Genomic DNA, 21,836 nt, shown 5'->3' on the forward strand with positions numbered 1-21,836 from the left:
CGAGGGTGCGGCTTTCGAACAGTTCGAGGCCGAAGTCGGCGGCGCCTGAAGACACGGCTCGACCTCGGTCCGACCCTAGGAGGTGGCGCCGGTGTAGCGGCGTAGGCCGGCTTGCCAGGCGGTGGCGGCCAGCGCGGACAGGACGGTCGCGGCCAGGACGGCGCCGAGCAGGACTGGCCAGTGGGCTCCGCGGAGGAGGGTGGCGGAAGGCACGGAGGCGATCAGGGCCATCGGGAAGACGTAGGTGAGGACCACCCGGAGTGGCCGGGTGAAGATGTCGGTCGGGTAGCGGCCCAGTTGCCACGCCGAGTGGTAGAAGACGTCGAGCTGAAGCTTCGGCGCCCAGAAGGCCAAGCAGGCCAGGAGCACGCTGAGGGCCCACGTGACCACCAGCGCGGCCGCGACGAGCAGCAGGTAACCCAGGACACCAGCCGGGCCGGGACGTACGTCGGCGACCGCGATGCCCCAGCCGAGTACGCCGAGACCGGGGACCAACTGGATCAGCGTCAGCGGCGAGGACAGCGACAGACTGGCCAGGAAGAGACTCGGTGCCGGCTGCAACAAGTAGCTGTCCAGCTTGCCGTTACGGATGCCGTTGTCCGGGAACCACGACAGGTTGGGGTCGACGAACGTACCGCGGAGCCCGGTGATCAACTGGTACGTGCCGATCAGGACGAGCGTCTCTGCCTTGGACCACCCGGCCAGGGTGTCGGCCTGGGTGAACACGATCAGCACCGGCGCCACCGCCGTGCCGAGACCGACGAAGGCCAGCAGGACGTCGAAGACGAGGTTGATCCGGAACGCCATGCTGCGCCGCAGTGACATCGAGAAGCTCGCGCCGAGCAGGTTCAGCAGCTTCATGAGCCCACCGCCGTGTACCGCCGTACGCCGGCCCGCCAGAGCAGCCCGACCGCGGCGAGCAGGACCACCAGCCAGAAGAGCTGCAGGGCGAGCGCCGACCACACCGATCCGCCGTACGCCGCGAGCTCGGCCGGCAGACCGCTCATCGCGTAGAACGGCGACAACTCGGCCACCTGTCGCCAGAGGTCCGGCAGGAATCCGACCGGTGCCGCCGTACCGCCGAAGAGGAAGATCAGCGAGTGCCCGAAGCCGACCACCGCGTGCACGCGCTGGGTCCAGAAGGCTGTCATCGACAACAGGAATGTCAACAAGAAGACGAGCGCCGCGGCCAGGACCACGGCCGGCAGGCTGACCAGCACCGACCGCCAGTCGAAGCCGGTGCCGAGCGAGAGACCGGTGAGCAGTACGACCGGCGCGCCGAGAAACGTGAGCCACGCGCGGATCGCCAGGTTCGCGCCCAGCACGCCGATCACGACCGGCTGCGGCCGGAGCAGTTCGTGGCTGATCGTGCCGTCGTAGATCCGCTCGGAGAACGTGTGCTGCTCGAACGACTCGGTCATCAGCGTGACCAGGATGATCGCGACGTAGTACCGCGCGATGGTCGGATCGTCCGGATACACCGCCGACCAGACGAACAGCCCGATCAGCGGACCGATGACGGCCTGGACGACGAGAGTCGCCAGGAACCACCAGGCACCGGACCACTCCAGCACCTCCTGGCGGATCCGGAATCCCAGCAGGACGAAGGTCCTCACCGCAGCCCCTCCCGGTACGCGCGGTCGATGACCTTCTCCAGCGGCGGTTCCTCGACCGCGAGATCCACGACTTCGAGCGACTGCAGCAACCGCGCCGTCGTCTGCGCGACCTCGTCCCGCGGCACCCGGAGGACCCACATCCCCTCCGACGACTCCACCACCTCCCCGACGTCGGGCGCCGGCCCGCCCCGGGCAGTGATCCGGACGAGCTTGTACGGCGAGAGTCGTGCCGACAGTTCGGCGAGCGGCCCGTCGTACTCCACTCGTCCTCGGTCGATCAGGATCAGCCGCGGGCACAGCGACGCGACGTCGGCCATGTAGTGGCTGGTCAGCAGCACCGTCGCGCCGGTCTGGCTCACGTAGTCGGCGGCGAACTCGCGGATCTGGCCGGCCGCAGTCACGTCGAGACCGATCGTCGGCTCGTCGAGGAAGAGCACCTCCGGCCGGTAGATCAACGCCAGCGCGAGCCCGACCCGCATCCGCTCCCCCAGGCTCAGGGCGCGCAACTGCCGCTCCAGCAGAGGCGTCAGCCGCAGCAGTTCCTCCAGGACCTTCAGCGTGTCACCGAAGTCCGCCCGAGGTACGTCGTACAGGAGCCGCTGGTACTCGAGGGAGTCCATCACCGTCAGTTCCTGCGAGCCGCCGACCGGCTGGCTCCCGCGGACGAACGCGATCCGCTTGAGGAACCCGGCCCGGCGCTGCCACGGCACGGACTCCAGCACGCGGACGTCGCCGCCGGTCGGGTGCAGGATGCCGGACAGGATCTTCATCGTGGTCGTCTTGCCGGCGCCGTTCGGTCCGATGAAGCCGACGACCTCGCCCGGCGCGATCGCGAACGAGATGTCGTCGAGCGCCTGCACCTCGCGGTACTCACGCCGAACCAGTGAACCGAACGCCGCCCGGAGCCCCGGCTTCCGGACCGGTGCGCGGAAGGACATGGACAGGCCGGCCACCTCGATCGCAGTCATGACCACGACCGTAGGAGGTAAAGACGCCAGCTGATGGCTTGTTTTCCTGGCACACTCGAACCGTGCGTGCCGAACGGCTTCTCCGGCTCCTGCTGCGGTTGCAGACCCGCGGGCAGTCGACGGTGAACGAGCTCGCGCAGCACCTGGAGGTCTCACCCCGCACGGTCCAGCGCGACCTCGACGCGCTCAGCCTCGCCGGGGTGCCGGTGTACTCGGTCCGTGGCCGGCGCGGCGGATGGGCGTTGCTGCCGGACTACCGAACCCGGCTCACCGGGCTCGCGCCGGCGGAGGTGATGTCGGTGTTCGTCGGTGCGACTGCGCACGTGCTCGCCGACCTCGGCATGGACGCGTCCAGCGATCTGGCGATGTCGAAGCTGATCGCAGCCCTGCCGGAGAGCGCCCGGCGCGACGCCGAGTACGCGCGGCAGCGACTCCTGATCGATCACGCCGGCTGGGACGACCGCCGGGAGGCGCCGCGCTGGCTGGACCTCTGCCGGCAGGCCATCTGGGAGGAACGGCGGATCGCGATCACCTACCGGGATCCGGCGGAGTCGTTCGAGGTCGAGCCGCTCGGCCTGGTCGCCAAGAGCCGGACCTGGTACCTGGTCGCGAGCCGGCCCGACGGCACCTCCCGGACCTATCGGCTGAGCCGGGTGACGTCCGCCGTGCTGACCGGCACGACGTTCTCGCGACCGGCCGATTTCGATCTGTCCGCCTACTGGGCCGAGGCGCAGAAGCACTTCCTGGCCACGCGGCCGTCGTACCCGATCGCGCTTCGTGTGCGCGACCGCGCCGTACTGCGCTTCCGGCCGACCGCGCCCCCGCTGCCCGACACGGACGGCTGGTTCATCGTGCACACCGACCTCGAGAACGTGAGCGAGGCCTGCGCGGCCGTCCTGGCCCAGGCCGGCGACGCGCAGGTGCTGGCTCCGCCGGAGCTCGCCGACAAGGTCCACCGGGCCGCGCGTGAGATCCTCGCCGGCCACCTGCCCTGACCGCACCAGGGCCGGCGGCCCCCGACTACGGTGGGCGGGAGTCGTACGTGTCTCGGGCCGCAAGGACCTCTTCGATGTGTTCCTCGGCTCAGCGACCGAGGGCCTGGAGCGGAACGTGCAACGTCCGGCCGAGGGCGGTCAGCTCGTACTCCACCCTGGGCGGCATCTCGGCGTACACGTGCCGTTCGACCAGGCCGTCACGCTCCAGGTCGCGCAGCGTCTCGGTGAGGACCTTGCCACTGATGCCCTCGACCTCGGCGCGGAGATCACCGAACCGCCTCCGGCCGTCGCTGAGCACGATCACCACCATCGCCGTCCACTTGTTCGCGATCCGGGCCAGTGACGTCCGGGACGGGCAGCTCTCCAGGAGCACGTCGAACGCCGGGTGCCGGGCCATGACCACATCCGATCAGGTCGCACCGACAGTTCTCAGCCGAGACCCCAGAACGCGTCCTCGGCCGCCTGGTCGACGGAGAACAACCGGACCTCGACGATCCGGTCGCCGGCGATCCGCAGGACGTCGACGCCGTCCTGGTCGAGCGTCGCCCGGTCGCGCCGGCCCGCGAAGTGCACCGGGATCACGGCCTGATCGGCGTTCACCATCGGTACGCCGCTCACCGACAGCTCGAAGGTCCCGCGCTGATCGTCGTCATTGCCCCGAGCAACTGATTCACGGCGCCCGCACCGCGATGCGTGCCCGACAGCCGGTTCTCGCCCGGCTGGTGCCAGACGACGTCGTCGGCGAGCAACCCCGCCACCGCGCCGAAGTCCTTCGCCACCACGGCATCGACGTACTTCCTGGCCACCGCAAGCGTGGAGTCCACAGTCGTTCCTCTCGAGTCGTCTCCTCCATGCTCACGACCGGCGACCACGCACCTCAACGTAACTAATGGGAATGCGTGATCCACCTCACATTTCTACGATCCGAGGATGCGGTACTACGAAACGGAACCCGAAGCCGTCTACCAGCAGGTGGCACGCGAGCACACGACCCAATGGAGCGACGCCTTCGAACCCGGTCACCCCGGCGGCTTCGACGACTTCCCCAACCGGGCGTTCCTCGAACGGGTACTTCCCGAGCTCGGCGGGGTCGCGGATGTCCTGGAGTACGGCTGTGGCACCGGTCCGGCAGCGTGCTTCCTTGCCCAGCGCGGTCTCCGGGTTGACGCGGTGGATGTCAGCCCGGAAGCGATCAGGCTGGCTCGTCTGTTCGCCGACGAGCGTGGGCTCCTGGTGAACTTCGCCGTACAGGACGTGTGCCGTTGGCCGGCGGCGGACAAGCGCTACGACCTCGTCGTCGACAGCTACTGCCTGCAGAACATCGTGCTCGACGAGGACCGGGCAGCGCTGTTCCGCGGCGCACGTGACCGGCTCGCCCCGACCGGCCACTACCTGATCTCGACCGCCCTCTACGAGCCGGACCGGGTCTACGGCAACGGTCTCCGCTACGACGCGGCCACAGGTGTCTGCTATCGGGAAGGCCTGCCCTACCGCCGTCACCTCACGGCCGCGGCCCTCCATGCGGAGCTCACCGCGGCAGGCTTCACGGTGCTCTCGCTCATCGACGGGAACGTCGTCAGTCGTCGCGCCTCCGGGGACCACCGTTCACGAGCCGGCGCCGGCGGTGATACTGGTCGGCGTGAGCAGAGAGCCGCGGTTGGAGATCGAGTACTGCACGCAGTGCCGGTGGTTGTTGCGGGCGGCGTGGACCGCCCAGGAGCTGCTGACCACCTTCACCACCGAGCTCGGTGAGGTCGCCCTGGTTCCCGGGACCGGAGGGATCTTCGACGTCCGTCTGGACGGCGAGACCCTCTGGTCCCGGAAGGCGCAGGACGGTTTTCCCGAGATCGCACCGCTCAAGCAACTGGTCCGCGACCGCATCGCCCCGGACCGCGACCTCGGCCACTCCGACCGCCGCTGATCGGCGGGCCTGCGGATCAGGGGATCTGCAGGACGGGGGCGATGGTCTTCGTGCGCGAGCCCTCGTAGGCGGCGAGCAGGATGCCGAGGACGGCGATGCCCTCCTCCTCGGTGTGGATCGGGCGGGTCCGGCCGAGCAGCGAGTCGGCGAAGTGACCGATCTCGGCGACGAACGTGTCGACCGGTTCCAGGTCGAACGTCTCGGTCTCGCCGGACCGCAGCTTGTAGGTCAGCGAACTGCCGTCGCTGGTCAACGACCCGAGCTCACCGACCGCGGAGAAGCGCTCCGTCCCCGGCGCCGGCTGGTACGCCCAACTCGTCACCAGCTGACCGACGGCCCCGTTGTCGAACCTGATCAGAACCTGCGCCGAGTCCTCGCCCTCCATGAACTTCAGCCGGTGCGTCGACAACATCGCGGTCGCCTCGACCGGCGAACCGCCGGCCAGGTGCAGCATCAGGTACGTCGGGTGGTACCCGGTGTCGATCAGCTCGCCACCACCACTCGTCCTGCTGCTCGCCCGCCAGCCCATGCTGCTCGGGTCGAAGTCGTTGAAGAAGCTGTCCGTGGTCCGGACCTCGTACACGGTCCCGATGGTGCCGGCCTCGAGCAGTTCCTTCGCCTTGGCCACGGCCGGCAGGAACAGCTGGTTGTGCGCGCACATCAGCGTCACGCCGTTCTCCTGCACCGCCTTCCGGACGTCGGCGGCCTCGTCCGCGGTCAGGCAGAGCGGCTTCTCGCACAGGATGTGCTTGCCGGCCTCGGCCGCGGCGATGATCGCGTCCCGGTGCAGGTGGTGCGGCAGGCAGATGTCGACCGCGTCGATGTCCGCGCTCGCGAGCATCTCCCGGTAGTCGACGTACGCCGTCGCACCCAGCTCATCACCACGCGCGACAGCCGTCGCCTCCACCGCGTCGGCGACGGCGGTGATCCCGATCCGATCGGCGTGCTCGGCGTACCCGCGGATGTGGGCTCCGGCGATCCCGCCGCCGCCGATCAGCCCGACCTTGATCTGTGGCATGTCAGCCTCCGTAGGAGATGGTTCGGCCCTCGTCGGCGGCCTGGTTGGCGGCGACGACCAGACGGGTCAGCTCGACCGCGCGGTGCAGGTTGTCGTCGGCCCGGGTGCCGTTGGTGATGTGGTCGACCCACTGGGCGAACGGGTCGGGGACGTGCTCGGGCACCGGCACCTGGCGGTCGCCGACCTGGAGCACGTTGCCGGCCTCGGTGTAGGTCAGGCTGCTCTCGGTCCCGAAGACCTCGATCGTGAACGGGTTCCGGCTGGTGAAACCTGCCTCGATCACCCCGATCGCCTGGTCGGCGTACCCGACGGTGACGACGGCGTTGTCCTCCAGCCCGCGGCCGTTGACGGACCGGTACGTCGCACTGACCGTGTCCGGCGTGGTGCCGAGGAACAACTGCACCAGGTAGACCGGGTGAGACCCGAGATCGGTGAGCGCGCCGCCGATCGCCGTCTTCTGGTCGAAGAACCGTTGCGGCAGCCAGCCGTCACCACCGTCGCGCGGAATCGCCCCGTCGTGCGACAACCGGACCCGCGCGTAGGTGAGCTGCCCGAGCTCACCGCTCGCGATGATCTCCTTGACGGCCTGCGTGTACCCGTGCGACAGCCGCGGCAGCGAGACGACCACCTTGGCGCCGTTCGCGTCGGCCGCCGCGAGGATCTCCTCCGCCTCCGCCACGGTCGGCGCGAGCAGCTTCTCGGTGAAGATGTGCTTCCCCGCGTTCGCCGCCTTGACCATGATGTCGCGGTGGTCACTCGTCGGCGTGGTGATCACCACCCCGTCCACGTCGGCCAGCACCGCGTCCAGATCCGAACTGAACGGCACCCCGAACTCGTCGGCCCCGGCCTGCCCCAGCTCCACATCGTCGTCCCACACCCCGACGAGCTCAGTCCCGGGATGCGCCTGAGCCTGCCGCGCGTAGTCCCTCGCATGAACATGCCAGAACCCCAGCACCGCGACCTTCAGCGGTTTAGACACCCTGCCTCCTCGCCGAACCCACTAGACGGAAACGTTCCCGCCCTACCTTGCCAACCCCCGCGCCGGGTTACACCCCCACCGGCGATTCGTCCCACCACCCGGACCCACCCGGAGCCCAGGGCAACAGACCAGCTGACGGAGAGGTCTGTTCAAGACCCTGCGTCGCCCCGTCAACCAGCATCGCCCGTGGCCGAGGGATCCGCAGATCAGACTGGCGTCACTGCCACAGGGCGTGTTCGCTGACGAACGCCGACGCATCGGGAGGCCTCGGCGGAGGCGGCGCCTTGAGCCATCGCGCCAGATCAGCCACGGTCCAGTCCAGCTCGACTCCCGCCCGTCCCGCCGATGCCGCCCGCTCTGCCCGACGCTCACGCAATTGCTGACGGGTGATGAGCAGGAGGAGCAGGCCCCCGACGGCGTGCGGCACCAACTCGGGACTCGATCTGAGCCAGTTGACGTACCGCTCGGCCATCGTCGCGGTCCTGGTCGCCTTCGGCAGGTCGATGACCAACGCCGTCTCGCCGACCTCCCAGACACCTTCGACCGGATCCACCTTCGCACGGTCGAGCGTGAAGTCGTCCGCCGAGCCCGGCAGGAGAGCCGTGGCTATCAGCAGGTGAGTACCCAGTTCCAACTCGGTGTCGACTTCAACGATCCCCAACGCTCCGAGCTGCGCGTCGTCCCCCGACAGATCCAGGCCGAGCTCTTCACGCGTTTCGCGGACGAGTGCGGCGATCGCATCCGGAAAGCCGTGCGGATCGACGTCCGCACGCACGCCTTCCCTGCTGGCAAGCTCACAGTTGCCGCTCACCGTGGAAGCAAAGGCTCCGGGATAGACGACGTAGTCGGAGCGTCGAACCAGCAGAACCTTTTCATCCCGGTCCATCGCCAGCAGACTCAACGACAACAGGCGGGACAGCCCTGGAGTACGACTGACAGCCGCACCGGCCGGCGACTGTGTCGCCCTGAATGCGAAATACGTGGTCTCACTGATACACAGGTGGAGCTTCTGTCGACCCGTGACACGATCCATCTCGACGCGAAGTCCAGGCCCGTGCCATCGAGTCAGCACGCCGTCGAAGCTCTGCAAATCGACCTGAGCAACCTTCGCTTCGTCGACCACGCACATCAACTCCCGCTCCAGACCGTCCGGCGATGCCGATACCGGTTGACCCTGCAGTGCCACCCGATAGGGCTGGAACGAGACACCGACCGAGGCAAACGTGATCGGCGACCGGGCAGTGTTCATGTATGGCCAGGCCACCAGCCGCACGGCCCGCTCGAACGTGATCCCGTCCGCGCCGGCCACGGGACGCAATTCGACTCCACTTCCTCTCGGAATCGGGCCCTCGTCCGCAAGATCCAGGGGATGGAACGTCGACCACCGGCGCAGCTGCCCTGCCGTCGCGCGGGCGCAGGCGTACTCTTCCGCAACCAGTGGGCCAGCGGTGGATCGCAATAGCCACCGGCGACGCACCGCGACCGCGTAGGCGTCATACCCGTCGGCGAGTAAGAGCATTCGCCGCTCGTACTCAGGTCCATCCTTGACACCGGCGAAGGTGAAGGGGATCCGCACACGCGGCTTCCACCCTGGCAGCTCTTCGTCGGCGAACGCTGCGATCATCGAGGAGATCCAAGCGATCTCCTCCTGGACCAATGGCTTGCCCCGGGTGACGCGCTGCGCAACAAGTCGTTTGGTCGACAACCCGAAGCGCCACCGCCCCACTTTCCACCCTGCTCGACGCAAGGCAGGAAGCAGGTAACGACGCCGTCTGCTGAACAGCGCATACGCCTGAAAACGCGACCACCCCAGGAGTGCACCGATCACCAGCGCAATCAGCGCGAGCCCAGCGCCAACGATGTTCGACCAACCGACCACCACGTCGAAGTCGATGCCGCCACCCCCATCACGGTCCAGACCGTTGGACAACCGTAGCGGTCGAGCCCACTGCAGATCGAGAGCCCAGCGGCGCGGTCGGCCGCGTGTGCAGGCCACAGTCGCGCACACGACCACATGCCAACCCCCTACCAGCATTCAACCCAACGGACGCCAGCCACACACCGCGGACGACAGCCCGCAGGATGAGGGCGGTAGCCCGCACCCAGGGCGGGTCGGAGCGGCGGCGAGCACAGCGACGGAGGAGCCGCGCGTAGCGGACGCGTGGAAGAGACCACAGCTGCCCCACGACCACATGCCGACGACCCACACAGCGTTCAACCAAGCGGGCGACAGCACACGCACCGCGGGCGACAGCCCGCCAACTGGGGGCGGCAGCCCGCGCAACCCAGGGTGGGTGGGAGCGGCGGCGAGCACGGCGACGCAGGAGCCGCGCGTAGCGGACGCGTGGGTGACTACCGGGGTGGATCACTGACGCACGTGGTCGGCATGGCTGTCGGGGCGGCCGGGATCAGCGACTGCGCCCGGTCACGGCCCAGGTTCCACTCGAGCCAGTCGTCGTCGCTGCGTTCGCGGTCGGCCATCGCGCAGTCGGCCACGTCGTCCGGAAGCTCGGCCAGCACCGGTACCGCGTCGTCCGAAAGCCCTTGCAGATAGGACCAATCCACCTTGCCGGTCTCGGCGTACCGGTCCAGGTTGTGCTGGGCGACCCACGCATCCGGGTTGAGTACCGCCAGCCCGAGCAGGAGGCTTGCGCCGCTGAGCAGCGCCGCCCGCGGCAGCCAGGACGCCTTCATGGTCACGCCGGCCACCATCACACCGATCACGAGCAGGCCTAGCCAGCCCTCGAAGACGTCGACCAGCAACCGGAGCTCGGTGAACCCGTACGCCTCCTGGTAGACGTGCATCCGGTAGAGCGCGGACGCGACCACCACCAACGTCAGCAGACACAGCAGGCCGAGGGACGCGCGCAACCAGGTCACGTCCGCGGTCGTGGCGCGCGGTGCCTTCCGGGCGGCCGCCCAGACGACGAGCAGCGTCAGCGCGGTCGCCACCGTGAGCTGACCGAAGCCCTGGTGAACGTACTCCGCGTAGGTCAGGCCGGTGATGCGCTCCAGGTACTCGTGCCCGCCGAAGTTGGCGGTGGCCTGCGCGGCCAGGAAGACCAGGAACACCGCGTCGACCAGCAGTACCGGCACGAGCCACTCGTAGCGTCGCGCGACCGGCCGAACCGGGCCGCTGCCGGTGTCGACGTTCGGCGGGTTCAGCCCGAGGTACGTCGCTGCCAGCACGACCCCACCGACGGCCACGGTGACGAAGGCCCGCAGTACGAACGTGTCGATCTCGAGGTCCGGGACGATCGCGCCGGCCCACTCCGCGAAGATCGCGTCGGCCGAGGCGAACAGCAGACCGAAAACCACGACCCCGAGCAACGACCACAGGATCGTCCGCAACGCCGCCGCGCTCGTCCGCAGTCCCTTGACGGCCTGCGCGGAGCGACCGAGCCACGGAAGACCACGCAACCCGGCGAGCGGCCAGGACACGCCGGCCGCGACGAACGACGGCAGCGTGCGGCCGTTCACCAGACCGGCCATACACACCGCGGCGCCAGCCATCAGGCACAGGACCACGATCCACTCGGCGTCCCGCAGTACGGAGGTCGCGGCCAGGAGCACGCACAGCGCGGCACAGGCCTGGGTGAAGCGCGACCGGCGGTTCACGCTGAACGTCAGGATCGCCGCGCCCGCCGCCAGCAGGACGACGAACGTGCCGATACCGAGACTGCGGAAAGGCAGGACGATGCCGGCCAGTACGCCGACGCCCAGGCAGTACAGGACCGCTCGCACATTGCCCGGAAGGTCGACCTCGGGCCAGAACCTGCCGAACAACATGTCCATCCCGGACTCCGGCGGTCGCTGTGCGACGGGTACGACGGGTGCGGGAGTCTCGACGGGCTTCGTCATGACGGGCTCCTGTGCCTTCCTGATCACGTGAACGTGGTGTTTCGGTTCGCTCGGCAGGTCGACCCGGACCCGGGCTCCGGTACGGCGTGGCGCCGGATCGACGAAGTGGATGCTGCCGCCGTGCAAGTCGGTGACCCAGCGGGCGATCGCAAGCCCGAGACCGGTGCCGCCACCGCCTTCGGCCTCGGTCAACGTGCCGAACCGTTCGAAGACGCGGTCCCGGTCGGCGACCGGGATCCCGGGCCCTTCGTCGGCGACCTCCAGCCGCCATCCCGAACCCGTCGTCCGGGCAGTGAGCTCGACGACCCCGCCGGCCGGACTGTGCCGGGACGCGTTGTCGAGCAGGTTGGCGATCAACTGGTGGAGTCGCGCCGGGTCCGCGGGGACAATGAGCTCCGGTGGCGTGACGCGTACGTCGTACTGCACCTGGCGACCGGCCACTCGCGCCTCGGCCACGGCCCGCTCCAGCAACTCCGCGACAGACACCTCGGTGGTGGACAGCCGAGCGGCACCGGCATCGACGCGGGCCAGATCCAGCAGGTCGTTCGCGAGAGCGGACAGCCGCTCCGCCTGGTCGAGCGCCGTCCGCAGGGCGACCGGATCCGGCTCGGCGACACCGTCGACCAGGTTCTCGAGTACGGCGCACAACGCGGCGAGCGGCGTCCGCAGCTCGTGGCTCACGTTCGCGACCAGCTCGCGGCGCTGGCGGTCGACCGCGGCCAGGTCCTCGGCCATCCGGTTGAACGCCCGGGCCAGCTCGCCCACCTCGTCACTCGAACTCGCGCTGACCCGGGCCGAGTAGTCGCCGCGCGCCATCCCCCGGGCAGCCGCGGTCATCTCGCGCAGCGGCGACGTCATGCCGACCGCCAGCAACTGGGTCACGCCCAGCGCCAGCCCCACCGTGACCGGGATGCTCAACCAGAGCGGGACGCTGCCGGCCGCACCGACGGCCGCGACGATCGAGGCCACGATGACGCTGATCGCGACGAGCAGCCCGAGCTTGACCTTGACCGACGTGACGTGGTCCATCAACAGGCCGCTCACGAGGCGGTCCCGGTCTCGAGCGCGTAGCCGACGCCGTGCGCGGTCCGCACCCGGTCCGCGCCGATCTTGGCGCGCAGTGCCTTCACGTGACTGTCGACCGTGCGGGTTCCGGACGCACCCGGCCAGCCCCAGACCTCGGCGTACAGGTTCTCCCGGGTCAGCACGACTCCCGGCCTGGCGGCCAGACACAGCAGCAGGTCGAACTCGGTCGGAGTCAGGTGCACCTCGGCGCCCGCCACCCACACCCGGCGAGCGGCCGCGTCGACCCGCAGGTCGCCCAGCTCGGTGGCCGAGCGTCCGGCCAGCTCGGCGGCCCGGTCGACCCGGCGGAGCAGCGCCGCCACCCGCGCGACCAGTTCCCGCATCCGGAACGGCTTGGTCAGGTAGTCGTCCGCGCCGGCGCCGAGACCGACCAGGATGTCCGCCTCGTCGTCGCGGGCGGTCAGCATCAGCACCGGCACCGGTCGTTCGGCCTGGATCCGGCGGCAGACCTCGTGGCCGTCGAACCCCGGCAGCATCACGTCGAGCAGCACGAGGTCCGGCGCGGTCGCCGCGAACTTCTCGACCGCTCCCGGTCCGTCCCACGCCTGGACGACGACGTACCCCGACCCGCGCAGGCGGTCGGTCACCGCCTGGTTGATCACCGGCTCGTCCTCGACCACGAGGATCGTGCGGCCTGCTCCGTCGACTGACACGGTTCGAGCCTAGGAGCCGAGCTGGTCAGGAGGCAGGGACGACTCGTGAAGGTTCTGTGCAGGTGTTGCCGGATGGGTCCGATCGCGGGTGATGCCGTCGTGCGGTCAGGGTCTGCAGGGATCCTGGCCTCCGACCTGGGATACGGCGGGCCGCCGGATGACGCCGTGATCGCCGTCGTACCCACTGAGCCGTTCACGGCCGAACTGGTCGATCCGGGAGGCGTTGTGGCGCTGCCGACGAGGACGGCCGACGTGCGGCCCTCCCACAGGCCGTCGGGGGCGCGTGGCATGCTGCATCGGTGGCTTTGTACCTGCACCGCGCCGAGCGCACCGATGTGCTCGCCCGCGGACTGGGTGATCTGCTCGCCGAGCCGCAGAGCGACCCGTTCGCGGAGGAGCTGGTCGTCGTGCCCGCCAAGGGAGTGGAGCGCTGGCTGTCGCAGCAGCTCGCGCATCGGCTGGGCGCGGCGCCGACGCAGCAGGACGGGGTGTGCGCCGGCGTCCGGTTCATGTCACCGCGCTCACTGGTGTCCGCGGTTCTGGGGCTCACTGACGACGACCCGTGGGCCGCGGAGTCGATGGCCTGGCCACTGCTCGCCGTACTCGACGAATCGCTGGACGAGGCCTGGTGCGAGCCGGTCGCCCGGCACCTCGGTCATTTCGACACCGGCACCGAGGCCGAGTTGCGCCACGGCCGGCGCTACGCCGTCGCGGCCCGGCTGACCCGGCTCTTCGCGGCGTACGCCGTTCAGCGGCCGACGCTGCTCGCGGACTGGCTCGAAGGCCGGGACACCGATGGCCGCGGAGCAGCTGTCGACGACGACCTGGCGTGGCAGCCCGAGCTCTGGCGCCGACTGGCCGACCGCGTCGACGCACCGCCTCCGCATGCTCGGCACGCCGAGACACTCGCCCGGCTTCGCGATCAGCCCGACTCGTTCGAGCTGCCGGCCCGGCTCTCGTTGTTCGGCCACACCCGCCTTCCGGTGACGGAGGTCGAGCTGCTGTCCGCACTGGCCGAGCACCGCGACGTACATCTGTGGCTGCCGCATCCCAGCGGCGCGTTGTGGGGACGACTGGCGGCGGCCGGCGCAGTGGCTGGAGACCGGGCCCTCGACACAAGCCACCAGCGGGCCGACCACCCGCTCCTGGCGACGCTCGGCCGGGACAGTCGTGAGCTCCAGTTGACGCTCGCAACGACACCGGCGGTGCACCATCACCACCCGCCGCCGCCCGCTCCGGACACGCTGCTCGGCTGGCTGCAGCACGATGTGAGGGCCAACACCGTCGCTCCGGTCGGCCGAACCTTGGCCCCGGACGATCGGAGCGTCCAGGTGCACGCGTGTCACGGGGCCGCCCGGCAGGTCGACGTACTGCGTGAGGTTCTGCTCCGGATGCTCGAGGCCGACCCGACGCTGGAGCCGCGGGACATCCTCGTCATGTGCCCGGACATCGAGATCTACGCGCCGTTGATCACCGCCAGGTTCGGGCTCGGCGACCTCGGTGCGAACACTCATCCGGCGCACCGGCTCCGGGTGCAGCTGGCCGACCGGTCGCTGACGCAGACGAATCCGCTGCTCGGGATCGCGGCCCAGCTGCTCGACCTCGCCGGCAGCCGGGCGACTGCCAGCCAGGTGCTCGACCTCGCCCAGTCCGGCCCGGTCCGCCGCCGGTTCGGGTTCACCGACGACGACCTGGACATCATCACCGCCTGGGTGCGCGAGTCCGGGATCCGCTGGGCCTTCGACAGCGAGGAACGCCGCCCGTTCGGCCTGGCCGACTACCCGCAGAACACCTGGCGGTTCGGCCTCGACCGGGTCGTCAGCGGAGTCGCGATGTCCGCGGACGCGCACGCGTGGATCGGCACGGCGCTGCCGCTCGACGACGTGGGCAGTACCCGGATCGACCTGGCCGGCCGGTTCGCGGAGTACGTCGACCGGCTCCGGTCGGCCGCGGGCCGGCTCACCGGCACGCGACCGCTCGCGGACTGGCTCGCCGACCTGCGCACCGGGATCGACCAGCTGACTCGCGTCGGTCACGACGACAGCTGGCAGGTCGGCCAGGTGCAGCGCGAGTTCGCCGCTGTCGCCGCCGACGCCGGCCCTCTCACCACCACCCCGCTGCGGCTGCCCGACGTGCGGGCGCTGCTGTCCGCACGGCTGGCCGGACGACCGACGCGGGCGAGCTTCCGGACCGGCACGCTGACCGTCTGCACGATGGTTCCGATGCGATCCGTGCCGCACCGCGTGGTCTGCCTGCTCGGGCTGGACGACGGCGTGTTCCCGCGTTTCGGTCTCGCGGACGGCGACGATGTCCTGGCGCGGCGGCCGGTCACGGGTGAGCGGGACGTTCGGAGCGAGGACCGGCAGTTGCTGCTCGACGCGATCCTCGCCGCGACCGAAAAGCTGGTGATCACCTACACCGGAGCGAACGAGTACTCCGGCCAGCCGCGGCCGCCCGCCGTACCGCTGGGTGAGCTGCTGGACGCCCTCGACGGCACCACCCAGGATGCCGTCCGCGACCGGATCCTGGTCAGGCACCCGTTGCAGCCCTTCGACGGCAAGAACCTCGAGCCCGGTCGGCTGGGCGCGCCGGGTCCGTTCACGTTCGACCCGACCGCGCTGGTCGCGGCACGCGCGGCGGCCGGGTCCAGGCCGCCGCGGCCGGAGTTCCTGGCCGGCCCGCTGGACCTGCCCGCTGCCGCGGACGTGGCGCTGGCCGACCTGCTGGCGTTCTTCCGTGACCCGGTGAAGGGGTTCTTCCGGGCGCTCGACCTGACCCTGCCGTGGGAGGTCGACGGCGTGTCCGACGCGATGCCGGTGGAGATCGACAACCTCGAGAAGTGGTCCGTCGGCGACCGGATGCTCCGCGACATGCTGACCGGCATCCATCCGGACGACGCACTGAACGCCGAGTGGCGACGGGGGACGCTGCCGCCCGGGCGACTTGGCTGGCGGACCGCGACCCAGCTCCGGGACGTTGCCCGCGGGCTGGCGGTCAGTGCGCACCCGCACCGGCAGGGAAGCCCGCGGGCCTACGACGTAGACGTCGACCTCGGCCACGGTCGGCGCCTCACCGGGACGGTGCCCGGGCTGTACGGGTACCGGTTGGTCTCGGTCAGCTACTCCCGGTTGGACGCGAAGCAGTTGCTGGGCGCGTGGGTCCAACTGCTCGCGCTGTCCGCCGGCGACGAGGACCACAACTGGACGAGTCTGGTGATCGGTCGCGCGTCCCGCGGCAACCATCCCGCGAGTCGGTTGTTCGGGCCCGTCGGCGCCGAGGCCGCGGCACTGCTCGCCGACCTCGTGGCGATCTACGACGCCGGCCGCCGGGAGCCCGTGCCGCTGCCGCTGAAGACCTCGTTCTCCTGGCACCAGGCGCGCCGGACCAACGACGACCCGATGATCGCCGCCGGCCGCCGGTGGCGCCCGGCCCACTACGACGGCGAGAACGCCGACCCCGCGCACGTCCGCGTCTGGGGTCTGAACACGCAGCTGGGCGTGCTGCTGGAGCCGACGCGCCCCGGCGAGGAAATGCCGGGCGAGTCGACCCGGCTCGGTGCGTACGCCGCCAGGGTCTGGGGACCGATGCTGCGCTGCGAGCAGGGAACGCCATGATCGAGTCGTTCGACCTGCTCGGTCCGCTGCCGACCGGGACCACCGTGCTGGAGGCGAGTGCCGGCACCGGGAAGACGTACGCGCTCGCCGGGCTGGTCACCCGCTACGTCGCGGAGGGTCGGGCCCGGCTCGACGAGATGCTGCTGATCACCTTCGGCCGGGCGGCCAGCCAAGAGCTCCGGGAACGAGTGCGCGCGCAACTGCTGGAGGCGGAGCAGGCGACCGCGAGTCCCGGGCGGTGGACCGCCGACGACGGACTGCTGGGCCACCTGGTCCGCGGCAGCGCCGACGAGGTCGCCGAGCGCCGGCACCGCCTCCGTGACGCGCTGGCCAACTTCGACGCCGCGACGATCGCGACGACCCACCAGTTCTGCCAACTGGTCCTGCGCTCCCTGGGAGTCGCCGGCGACACCGACGCGGGCGTCACCCTGGTCGACGACCTGGAGCCGCTCGTCGCCGAGGTGGTCGACGACCTGTACCTCGGACACTTCGGCGGAGCGGCGCAGAACCCGCCGATCACCCGGGCGACGGCGCTCGAGATCGCCACCAAGGTCGTCGGCAATCCGCACACCCGGCTGGTCCCGGAGACCTTCGCCGAGGGTTCACCGGAGGGCGTCCGGGTGCGTTTCGCGCACGCCGTCCTGACCGAGCTGGAACACCGCAAACGCCGCCTGGGCATCCTCGGGTACGACGACCTGCTGACCCGGCTCGCCGACGCCCTGAAGGACCCGGACGCCCCGGCCCGCCGGCGGATGCAGCGCCGCTGGTCGGTGGTCATGGTCGACGAGTTCCAGGACACCGACCCGGTGCAGTGGAAGGTGGTCGACGCCGCGTTCAACGGTCACAGCACCCTGGTGCTGATCGGTGACCCGAAGCAGGCGATCTACGCCTTCCGCGGCGGCGACATCGCGACGTACCTGAGCGCGGCGCAGACCGCGGGCGTGCGCCGGACGCTCGACGTCAACCGGCGCAGCGACCAGCCACTCGTCGACTGCCTGCAGGTCGTGCTCGGCGACGCCCGACTCGGCCACGAGGACATTGTCGTCCACAAGGTCGCCGCGCATCACCAGGGCAGCCGCCTCGCCGGCGCACCGTCCGACGCCCCGTTCCGGCTCCGGGTCGCGCGCCGCGACCAGTTCGGCTCGGCGACCCGCAAAAGCATCCCGATGGACAAGCTGCGCGACCACATCGCCCGCGACCTGGCCGCCGACGTCGGCCGGTTGCTGGCGTCCGGCGCGACGTACGACGGGCGGCCGCTGCGTGCCGGCGACGTCGCCGTGATCGTCGAGGCGCACAAGGACGCCCGGGCCTGCCGCGAGGCGCTCGCCGCGGCCGGCATTCCCGCGGTGTACTCCGGTGACCTCGACATCTTCGCCTCACAGGCCGCCAAGGATTGGCTGTGCCTGCTGGAGGCGTTCGAGCAGCCCCATCGCTCCGGGCTGGTCCGGGCCGCGGCGACGACGATGTTCTTCGGGGAGACCGCGGCCAGTCTGCACGCCGGCGGCGACGATCTGACCGACCGCATCGGCCAGACCTTGCGTGCCTGGACCGACCACCTGCGGGCACGCGGCGTCGCCGCCGTGTTCGAGGCCGCACAACTCGCCGGCATGCCGGAGCGGGTGCTCGGGTGGCGGGCCGGCGAGCGGCACATGACCGACCTCGCGCACCTCGCCGAGCTGCTGCACGAGACCGCGCACCGCGAGCGGTTCGGGTTGCCGGCGCTGCTCGACTGGCTCCGCGAAGAATGCGCCGGCAAGGGCCGGACGACGGAGCGGACCCGGCGCCTGGACAGTGACGCGGCGGCCGTGCAGATCATGACGGTCTGGGTGAGCAAAGGCCTGCAGTACCCGGTCGTCTATCTCCCGTTCGGGTTCAACCGACACATCTTCGACGACGAGGACCTGCTGCTCTTCCACGAGAACGGCGTCCGTAGCCTCGACATCGGCGGCCGGAACCACGCCGGCTACCAGGCCAACGAACAGCGGTGGCGGACCGAGGTCGCCGGTGACGACATCCGGCTCACCTACGTCGCCCTGACCCGCGCGCAGTCCCAGGTGGTGGCCTGGTGGGCGCCGTCGTGGGACGAGGTCAACGGCGGCATCTCCCGGCTGCTGCGCGGCCGCAAGCAGGGCGACCCGGTCGTCCCCGAGAGTCTGCGGCGCGCGACGTCCGACGACGATGTGCTGAGCTGGCTGCGACGCTGGCAGCAGGCCGGCGGTCCGGTCGTCGAGGAGTCGGTGATCGCCGAGCAGCCGGAGCCGGTGGGCGCCGGTCTGCCCGGCGGACTCACGGTCGCGTCGTTCTCCCGCGAGGTCGATGTCGCTTGGCGGCGTACGTCGTACTCCGGGCTGATCCGCGTGGCCGAGCAGCGGACGAGCGGCGTGGGCAGCGAGCACGAGGACGGCGGGCTGGAGGACGAATCCGTCGACGTCCTGCCCGCACCGGACGTGCGTCCGACGGATGCACTGCCGTCGCCGATGCAGGGGCTGCCGGTCGGTGCGGAGTTCGGTTCGCTCGTGCACGCGGTGCTCGAGGAGGCCGACCCCCGGGCCGCCGACCTGCACGCCGAGCTCGCCCGGACGGTTCGCGAACAGCTGCGGTTGTGGCGGGTCGACGTGACGCCCGACGAACTGGCGACCGCCCTGCTTCCCGTGCACAGCACCCCGCTCGGCCCACTCGTGCCAGGTCGTACGCTCGGCGGTCTCGGACTCGACGACAGGCTCCGGGAGCTCGAGTTCGAGGTCCCGTTGGCGGGCGGAGACCACGCTGCCGCGGCCGACGTACTGCTGGCCGACCTCGCGCCGCTGCTGCGCAAACACCTGCCGGACGACGATCCACTGCGCGCGTACGCCGACCGGCTCGAGCAACCGCTGCTCGGCCGGCAGATCCTGCGCGGCTACCTGACCGGATCGATCGACGTCGTACTGCGCATCCCGTACGGCGACACGCACCGGTTCGTCGTGGTCGACTACAAGACCAACCGCCTCGGCGATCCCGAACAGCCGGCCACGTCGGCCGACTACGGGCGCGACCAGCTGGCTGCCGCGATGTTGCACTCCGACTATCCGTTGCAGGCCTTGCTCTACTCGGTCGTGCTGCACCGCTATCTCCGCTGGCGACTGCCGTCGTACGAGCCCGACGTGCACCTCGGTGGCGTCGTCTACCTGTACCTGCGCGGCATGTGCGGCGCGGACACACCGCTCGACGACGGTCATCCCACCGGCGTCTTCAGTTGGCCGGTGCCGGCGGCTCTCGTGCTCGACCTGTCCGATCTGCTCGACGGGAGGGCTCGGTGACCTCGACGATCGACGAGTTCGACTCGGCGCTCGCGCTCGGCGCGACCGGGATACTGCGCGACTTCAACCAGGCGGGCCTGCTGGTCGCGGCCGATGTCCATGTCGCCTCCCGGTTGGCCAGCATGCTGGCCGAGGACGACGAGAAGGTGGCGCTCGCGTGCGCCCTCGTGGTCCGGGCGGTCCGCGCCGGCTCGGTCTGTCTCGACCTCGCCACGGCTCGGGAGGAGGTCGGCGACGACGGCGTCGACCTCGACTGGCCGGACCCGGACGAGTGGTTGGCGGCCGTCGCGTCCAGTCCACTGCTCGCCGCTCCGCAGCCCCTCCGGCTGGAAGGCAGCCGGTTGTACTTCGACCGCTACTGGCGGGAGGAGGAGCAGGTCGAGCAGGACCTTCGCCGCCGATCCGCGCAGGCCGCGCCGACGATCGCCGACGAGGACACGCTGCGAGCAGGACTCGACCGCCTCTTCCCAGGTACGTCGTACGACGAACAGCGCGCCGCGGCCGAGACGGCGGTACGCCAGTGGACGACGGTGCTGACCGGTGGCCCGGGCACCGGCAAGACCACGACCGTCGCGGGACTGCTCGCGGTCCTCGCCGAGCAGGCCGAGCTCGCCGGCGACCGCCGTCCGCGGATCGCCCTGACGGCTCCGACCGGTAAGGCCGCAGCCCGGCTGGAAGAGGCGGTCCGGCACGAGATGTCCGGCCGCCTGTCCGCGGAGGACACGGCGAGGCTCGGGGACTTCCATGCCCGCACGCTGCACATGCTGCTCGGCCGGCGCCCGGACTCCTCGACCCGCTTCCGCCACGACCGCGACAACCGGCTGCCGCACGACATCGTCGTCGTCGACGAGACCTCGATGGTCTCGCTGACGATGATGGCTCGCCTGCTCGAGGCAGTCCGTCCGGACGCGCGCCTGATCCTCGTCGGCGATCCGGACCAGCTCGCCTCCATCGAAGCGGGCGCCGTACTCGCCGATCTCGTCGACGGACTGGTCGCCGGCGGGCACGCGCGACCGGCGGAGCTCCGCACCTCGCACCGCTTCGGCAGCGAGATCGGCGATCTGGCGCTGGCCGTGCGCGCCGACCAGGCCGAGGAGGTCCTCCATCTGCTCCGCTTCGGCGGCGACAGCCTGAGCTTCGTGGAAGGCGACGATCCACGCGACGCGCTGCGATCCGTGCTCCTGCCGGACGCGCTCGCGATCCGGAGGGCCGCCGAAGCCGGTGACGCCGACGCCGCGCTGCGCGCCCTCGAACGCCACCGCCTGCTGTGCGCCCACCGCGACGGCCCGTGGGGCGTCACCTACTGGAACCGCACCGTCGAGCGGTGGATCACCGAGGAGACCGAGGACCCGCTCTGGGACACCTGGTACGTCGGCCGGCCGGTGCTGGTCACCGCCAACGACTACGGCCTCGGCGTCTACAACGGCGACGTCGGCGTCACCATCCGGCGTCCGGACGGTTCGCTGCGGGTCTGCATCGACGGATCCCGCGGCCGCCTCGACCTCGCACCCGGCCGGCTCGGCACTGTCGAGACGCTGCACGCGATGACGATCCACAAGGCCCAGGGCAGCCAGGCCGCCGAGGTCACCGTCCTGATCCCGGGCGAGGAGTCCCGCCTGCTCACCCGAGAACTCTTCTACACCGCGGTCACCCGCGCCGAGAAGCAGATCCGGGTCGTCGGCAACGAACCCGCCATCCGCCTGGCCCTCCACCGCCGCGCCCTCCGAGCCACCGGCCTCCGCCAGCGCCTGACCACCTGACACCTCGTTCCCGGGTGCTGCCCGGTGACCGGTTGCCGATCCGCCCACCGCCCCAGGCTGCCGGCCCGC

General features: G+C 70.5%; 17 protein-coding genes. 6 read left to right on the forward strand and 11 right to left on the reverse strand.

All coding sequences use genetic code 11. The annotated features are described in order from the left end of the window. Positions 1-75: 75 nt before the first annotated feature. From E1218_RS07665 to E1218_RS07675, 3 genes are read right to left on the reverse strand one after another with little or no spacing between them, the layout of a single operon-like run. Entirely contained in the window at positions 76-861 is a 786-nt protein-coding gene (locus E1218_RS07665; RefSeq protein WP_132317722.1) for an ABC transporter permease, read from the reverse strand. Further along, positions 858-1,616, reverse strand: coding sequence for an ABC-2 family transporter protein (locus E1218_RS07670; RefSeq protein ID WP_132317724.1), 759 nt, complete (start codon positions 1,614-1,616; stop codon positions 858-860). The genes E1218_RS07665 and E1218_RS07670 overlap by 4 nt, the downstream gene beginning before the upstream one ends. Then, positions 1,613-2,584 carry an ABC transporter ATP-binding protein gene (locus tag E1218_RS07675; RefSeq protein WP_233712080.1) on the reverse strand — a complete coding sequence of 324 codons (972 nt, stop codon included), beginning with the start codon at positions 2,582-2,584 and terminating at the stop codon, positions 1,613-1,615. Before E1218_RS07675 ends, E1218_RS07670 begins: the two co-directional genes overlap by 4 nt. A gap of 62 nt (positions 2,585-2,646) precedes the next feature. Between E1218_RS07675 and E1218_RS07680 the strand changes: the two genes are divergently transcribed. Further along, positions 2,647-3,579 carry a helix-turn-helix transcriptional regulator gene (locus E1218_RS07680; protein WP_165949167.1) on the forward strand — a complete coding sequence of 311 codons (933 nt, stop codon included), beginning with the start codon at positions 2,647-2,649 and terminating at the stop codon, positions 3,577-3,579. Between the two features lie 88 nt (positions 3,580-3,667). Here E1218_RS07680 and E1218_RS07685 read toward each other — a convergent pair whose 3' ends face one another. The 3 genes from E1218_RS07685 to E1218_RS36570 are packed head-to-tail and all read right to left on the reverse strand — an operon-like array spanning position 3,668 to position 4,403. Further along, a complete protein-coding gene (locus tag E1218_RS07685) occupies positions 3,668-3,976 on the reverse strand; it encodes a winged helix-turn-helix transcriptional regulator (protein ID WP_132317728.1) in 309 nt (102 codons plus the stop codon). A 32-nt stretch (positions 3,977-4,008) separates the two neighbouring features. Then, positions 4,009-4,197: a nuclear transport factor 2-like protein gene (locus E1218_RS36565; protein ID WP_202865826.1), complete on the reverse strand. Its 189-nt coding sequence runs from the start codon at positions 4,195-4,197 to the stop codon at positions 4,009-4,011. Continuing rightward, positions 4,194-4,403 carry a nuclear transport factor 2 family protein gene (locus E1218_RS36570; RefSeq protein ID WP_202865827.1) on the reverse strand — a complete coding sequence of 70 codons (210 nt, stop codon included), beginning with the start codon at positions 4,401-4,403 and terminating at the stop codon, positions 4,194-4,196. Before E1218_RS36570 ends, E1218_RS36565 begins: the two co-directional genes overlap by 4 nt. Positions 4,404-4,509: 106 nt before the next feature. Between E1218_RS36570 and E1218_RS37090 the strand changes: the two genes are divergently transcribed. Next, on the forward strand, positions 4,510-5,331 hold the full coding sequence (locus tag E1218_RS37090) for a class I SAM-dependent methyltransferase (protein WP_132317730.1): 822 nt from the start codon (positions 4,510-4,512) through the stop codon (positions 5,329-5,331). Then, a complete protein-coding gene (locus E1218_RS37095) occupies positions 5,273-5,500 on the forward strand; it encodes a SelT/SelW/SelH family protein (RefSeq protein ID WP_233712081.1) in 228 nt (75 codons plus the stop codon). Before E1218_RS37090 ends, E1218_RS37095 begins: the two co-directional genes overlap by 59 nt. A gap of 16 nt (positions 5,501-5,516) precedes the next feature. Here the strand turns inward: E1218_RS37095 and E1218_RS07705 are convergent, their stop codons facing one another. The 5 genes from E1218_RS07705 to E1218_RS07725 all read right to left on the reverse strand — a co-directional run bounded on the left by E1218_RS07705 (position 5,517) and on the right by E1218_RS07725 (position 13,097). After that, positions 5,517-6,518, reverse strand: a complete 1,002-nt coding sequence (locus E1218_RS07705; protein ID WP_132317734.1) for a Gfo/Idh/MocA family protein — start codon at positions 6,516-6,518, stop codon at positions 5,517-5,519. Between the two features lies 1 nt (position 6,519). Beyond that, a complete protein-coding gene (locus E1218_RS07710; RefSeq protein WP_132317736.1) occupies positions 6,520-7,497 on the reverse strand; it encodes a Gfo/Idh/MocA family protein in 978 nt (325 codons plus the stop codon). Between the two features lie 217 nt (positions 7,498-7,714). Further along, a complete protein-coding gene (locus E1218_RS07715) occupies positions 7,715-9,427 on the reverse strand; it encodes an NUDIX hydrolase (RefSeq protein ID WP_132317738.1) in 1,713 nt (570 codons plus the stop codon). A gap of 422 nt (positions 9,428-9,849) precedes the next feature. Continuing rightward, the gene (locus E1218_RS07720; protein WP_132317740.1) at positions 9,850-12,402 is read right to left on the reverse strand and encodes a DUF4153 domain-containing protein; all 2,553 of its coding nucleotides are present in this window, start codon (positions 12,400-12,402) and stop codon (positions 9,850-9,852) included. Beyond that, positions 12,399-13,097, reverse strand: a complete 699-nt coding sequence (locus tag E1218_RS07725) for a response regulator transcription factor (protein ID WP_132317742.1) — start codon at positions 13,095-13,097, stop codon at positions 12,399-12,401. The genes E1218_RS07720 and E1218_RS07725 overlap by 4 nt, the downstream gene beginning before the upstream one ends. A 299-nt stretch (positions 13,098-13,396) precedes the next feature. Between E1218_RS07725 and recC the strand changes: the two genes are divergently transcribed. Genes recC through recD form a run of 3 tightly spaced genes read left to right on the forward strand, consistent with a single transcriptional unit; the run spans position 13,397 to position 21,767 of the window. Next, the gene (gene recC / locus E1218_RS07730; protein WP_132317744.1) at positions 13,397-16,711 is read left to right on the forward strand and encodes an exodeoxyribonuclease V subunit gamma; all 3,315 of its coding nucleotides are present in this window, start codon (positions 13,397-13,399) and stop codon (positions 16,709-16,711) included. Continuing rightward, the gene (locus tag E1218_RS07735) at positions 16,708-20,007 is read left to right on the forward strand and encodes a UvrD-helicase domain-containing protein (protein ID WP_233712082.1); all 3,300 of its coding nucleotides are present in this window, start codon (positions 16,708-16,710) and stop codon (positions 20,005-20,007) included. Before recC ends, E1218_RS07735 begins: the two co-directional genes overlap by 4 nt. Beyond that, complete coding sequence (gene recD / locus E1218_RS07740; protein ID WP_132317746.1) at positions 20,004-21,767, forward strand: exodeoxyribonuclease V subunit alpha; 1,764 nt, start codon at positions 20,004-20,006, stop codon at positions 21,765-21,767. The genes E1218_RS07735 and recD overlap by 4 nt, the downstream gene beginning before the upstream one ends. Positions 21,768-21,836: the final 69 nt, after the last annotated feature.

Origin of the sequence: Kribbella turkmenica, from assembly GCF_004348725.1 — a bacterium.
GTDB classification, from domain to species: domain Bacteria; phylum Actinomycetota; class Actinomycetes; order Propionibacteriales; family Kribbellaceae; genus Kribbella; species Kribbella turkmenica.

Excerpts from the sequence above, each read along its gene's own strand:
- E1218_RS07675 (WP_233712080.1), bottom strand. The coding sequence starts at position 2,584 with ATGACTGCGATCGAGGTGGCCGGCCTGTCCATGTCCTTCCGCGCACCG.
- E1218_RS07705 (WP_132317734.1), bottom strand. The coding sequence starts at position 6,518 with ATGCCACAGATCAAGGTCGGGCTGATCGGCGGCGGCGGGATCGCCGGA.
- E1218_RS07685 (WP_132317728.1), bottom strand. The coding sequence starts at position 3,976 with ATGGCCCGGCACCCGGCGTTCGACGTGCTCCTGGAGAGCTGCCCGTCC.
- E1218_RS37090 (WP_132317730.1), top strand. The coding sequence starts at position 4,510 with ATGCGGTACTACGAAACGGAACCCGAAGCCGTCTACCAGCAGGTGGCA.
- E1218_RS07735 (WP_233712082.1), top strand. The coding sequence starts at position 16,708 with ATGATCGAGTCGTTCGACCTGCTCGGTCCGCTGCCGACCGGGACCACC.
- E1218_RS07665 (WP_132317722.1), bottom strand. The coding sequence starts at position 861 with ATGAAGCTGCTGAACCTGCTCGGCGCGAGCTTCTCGATGTCACTGCGG.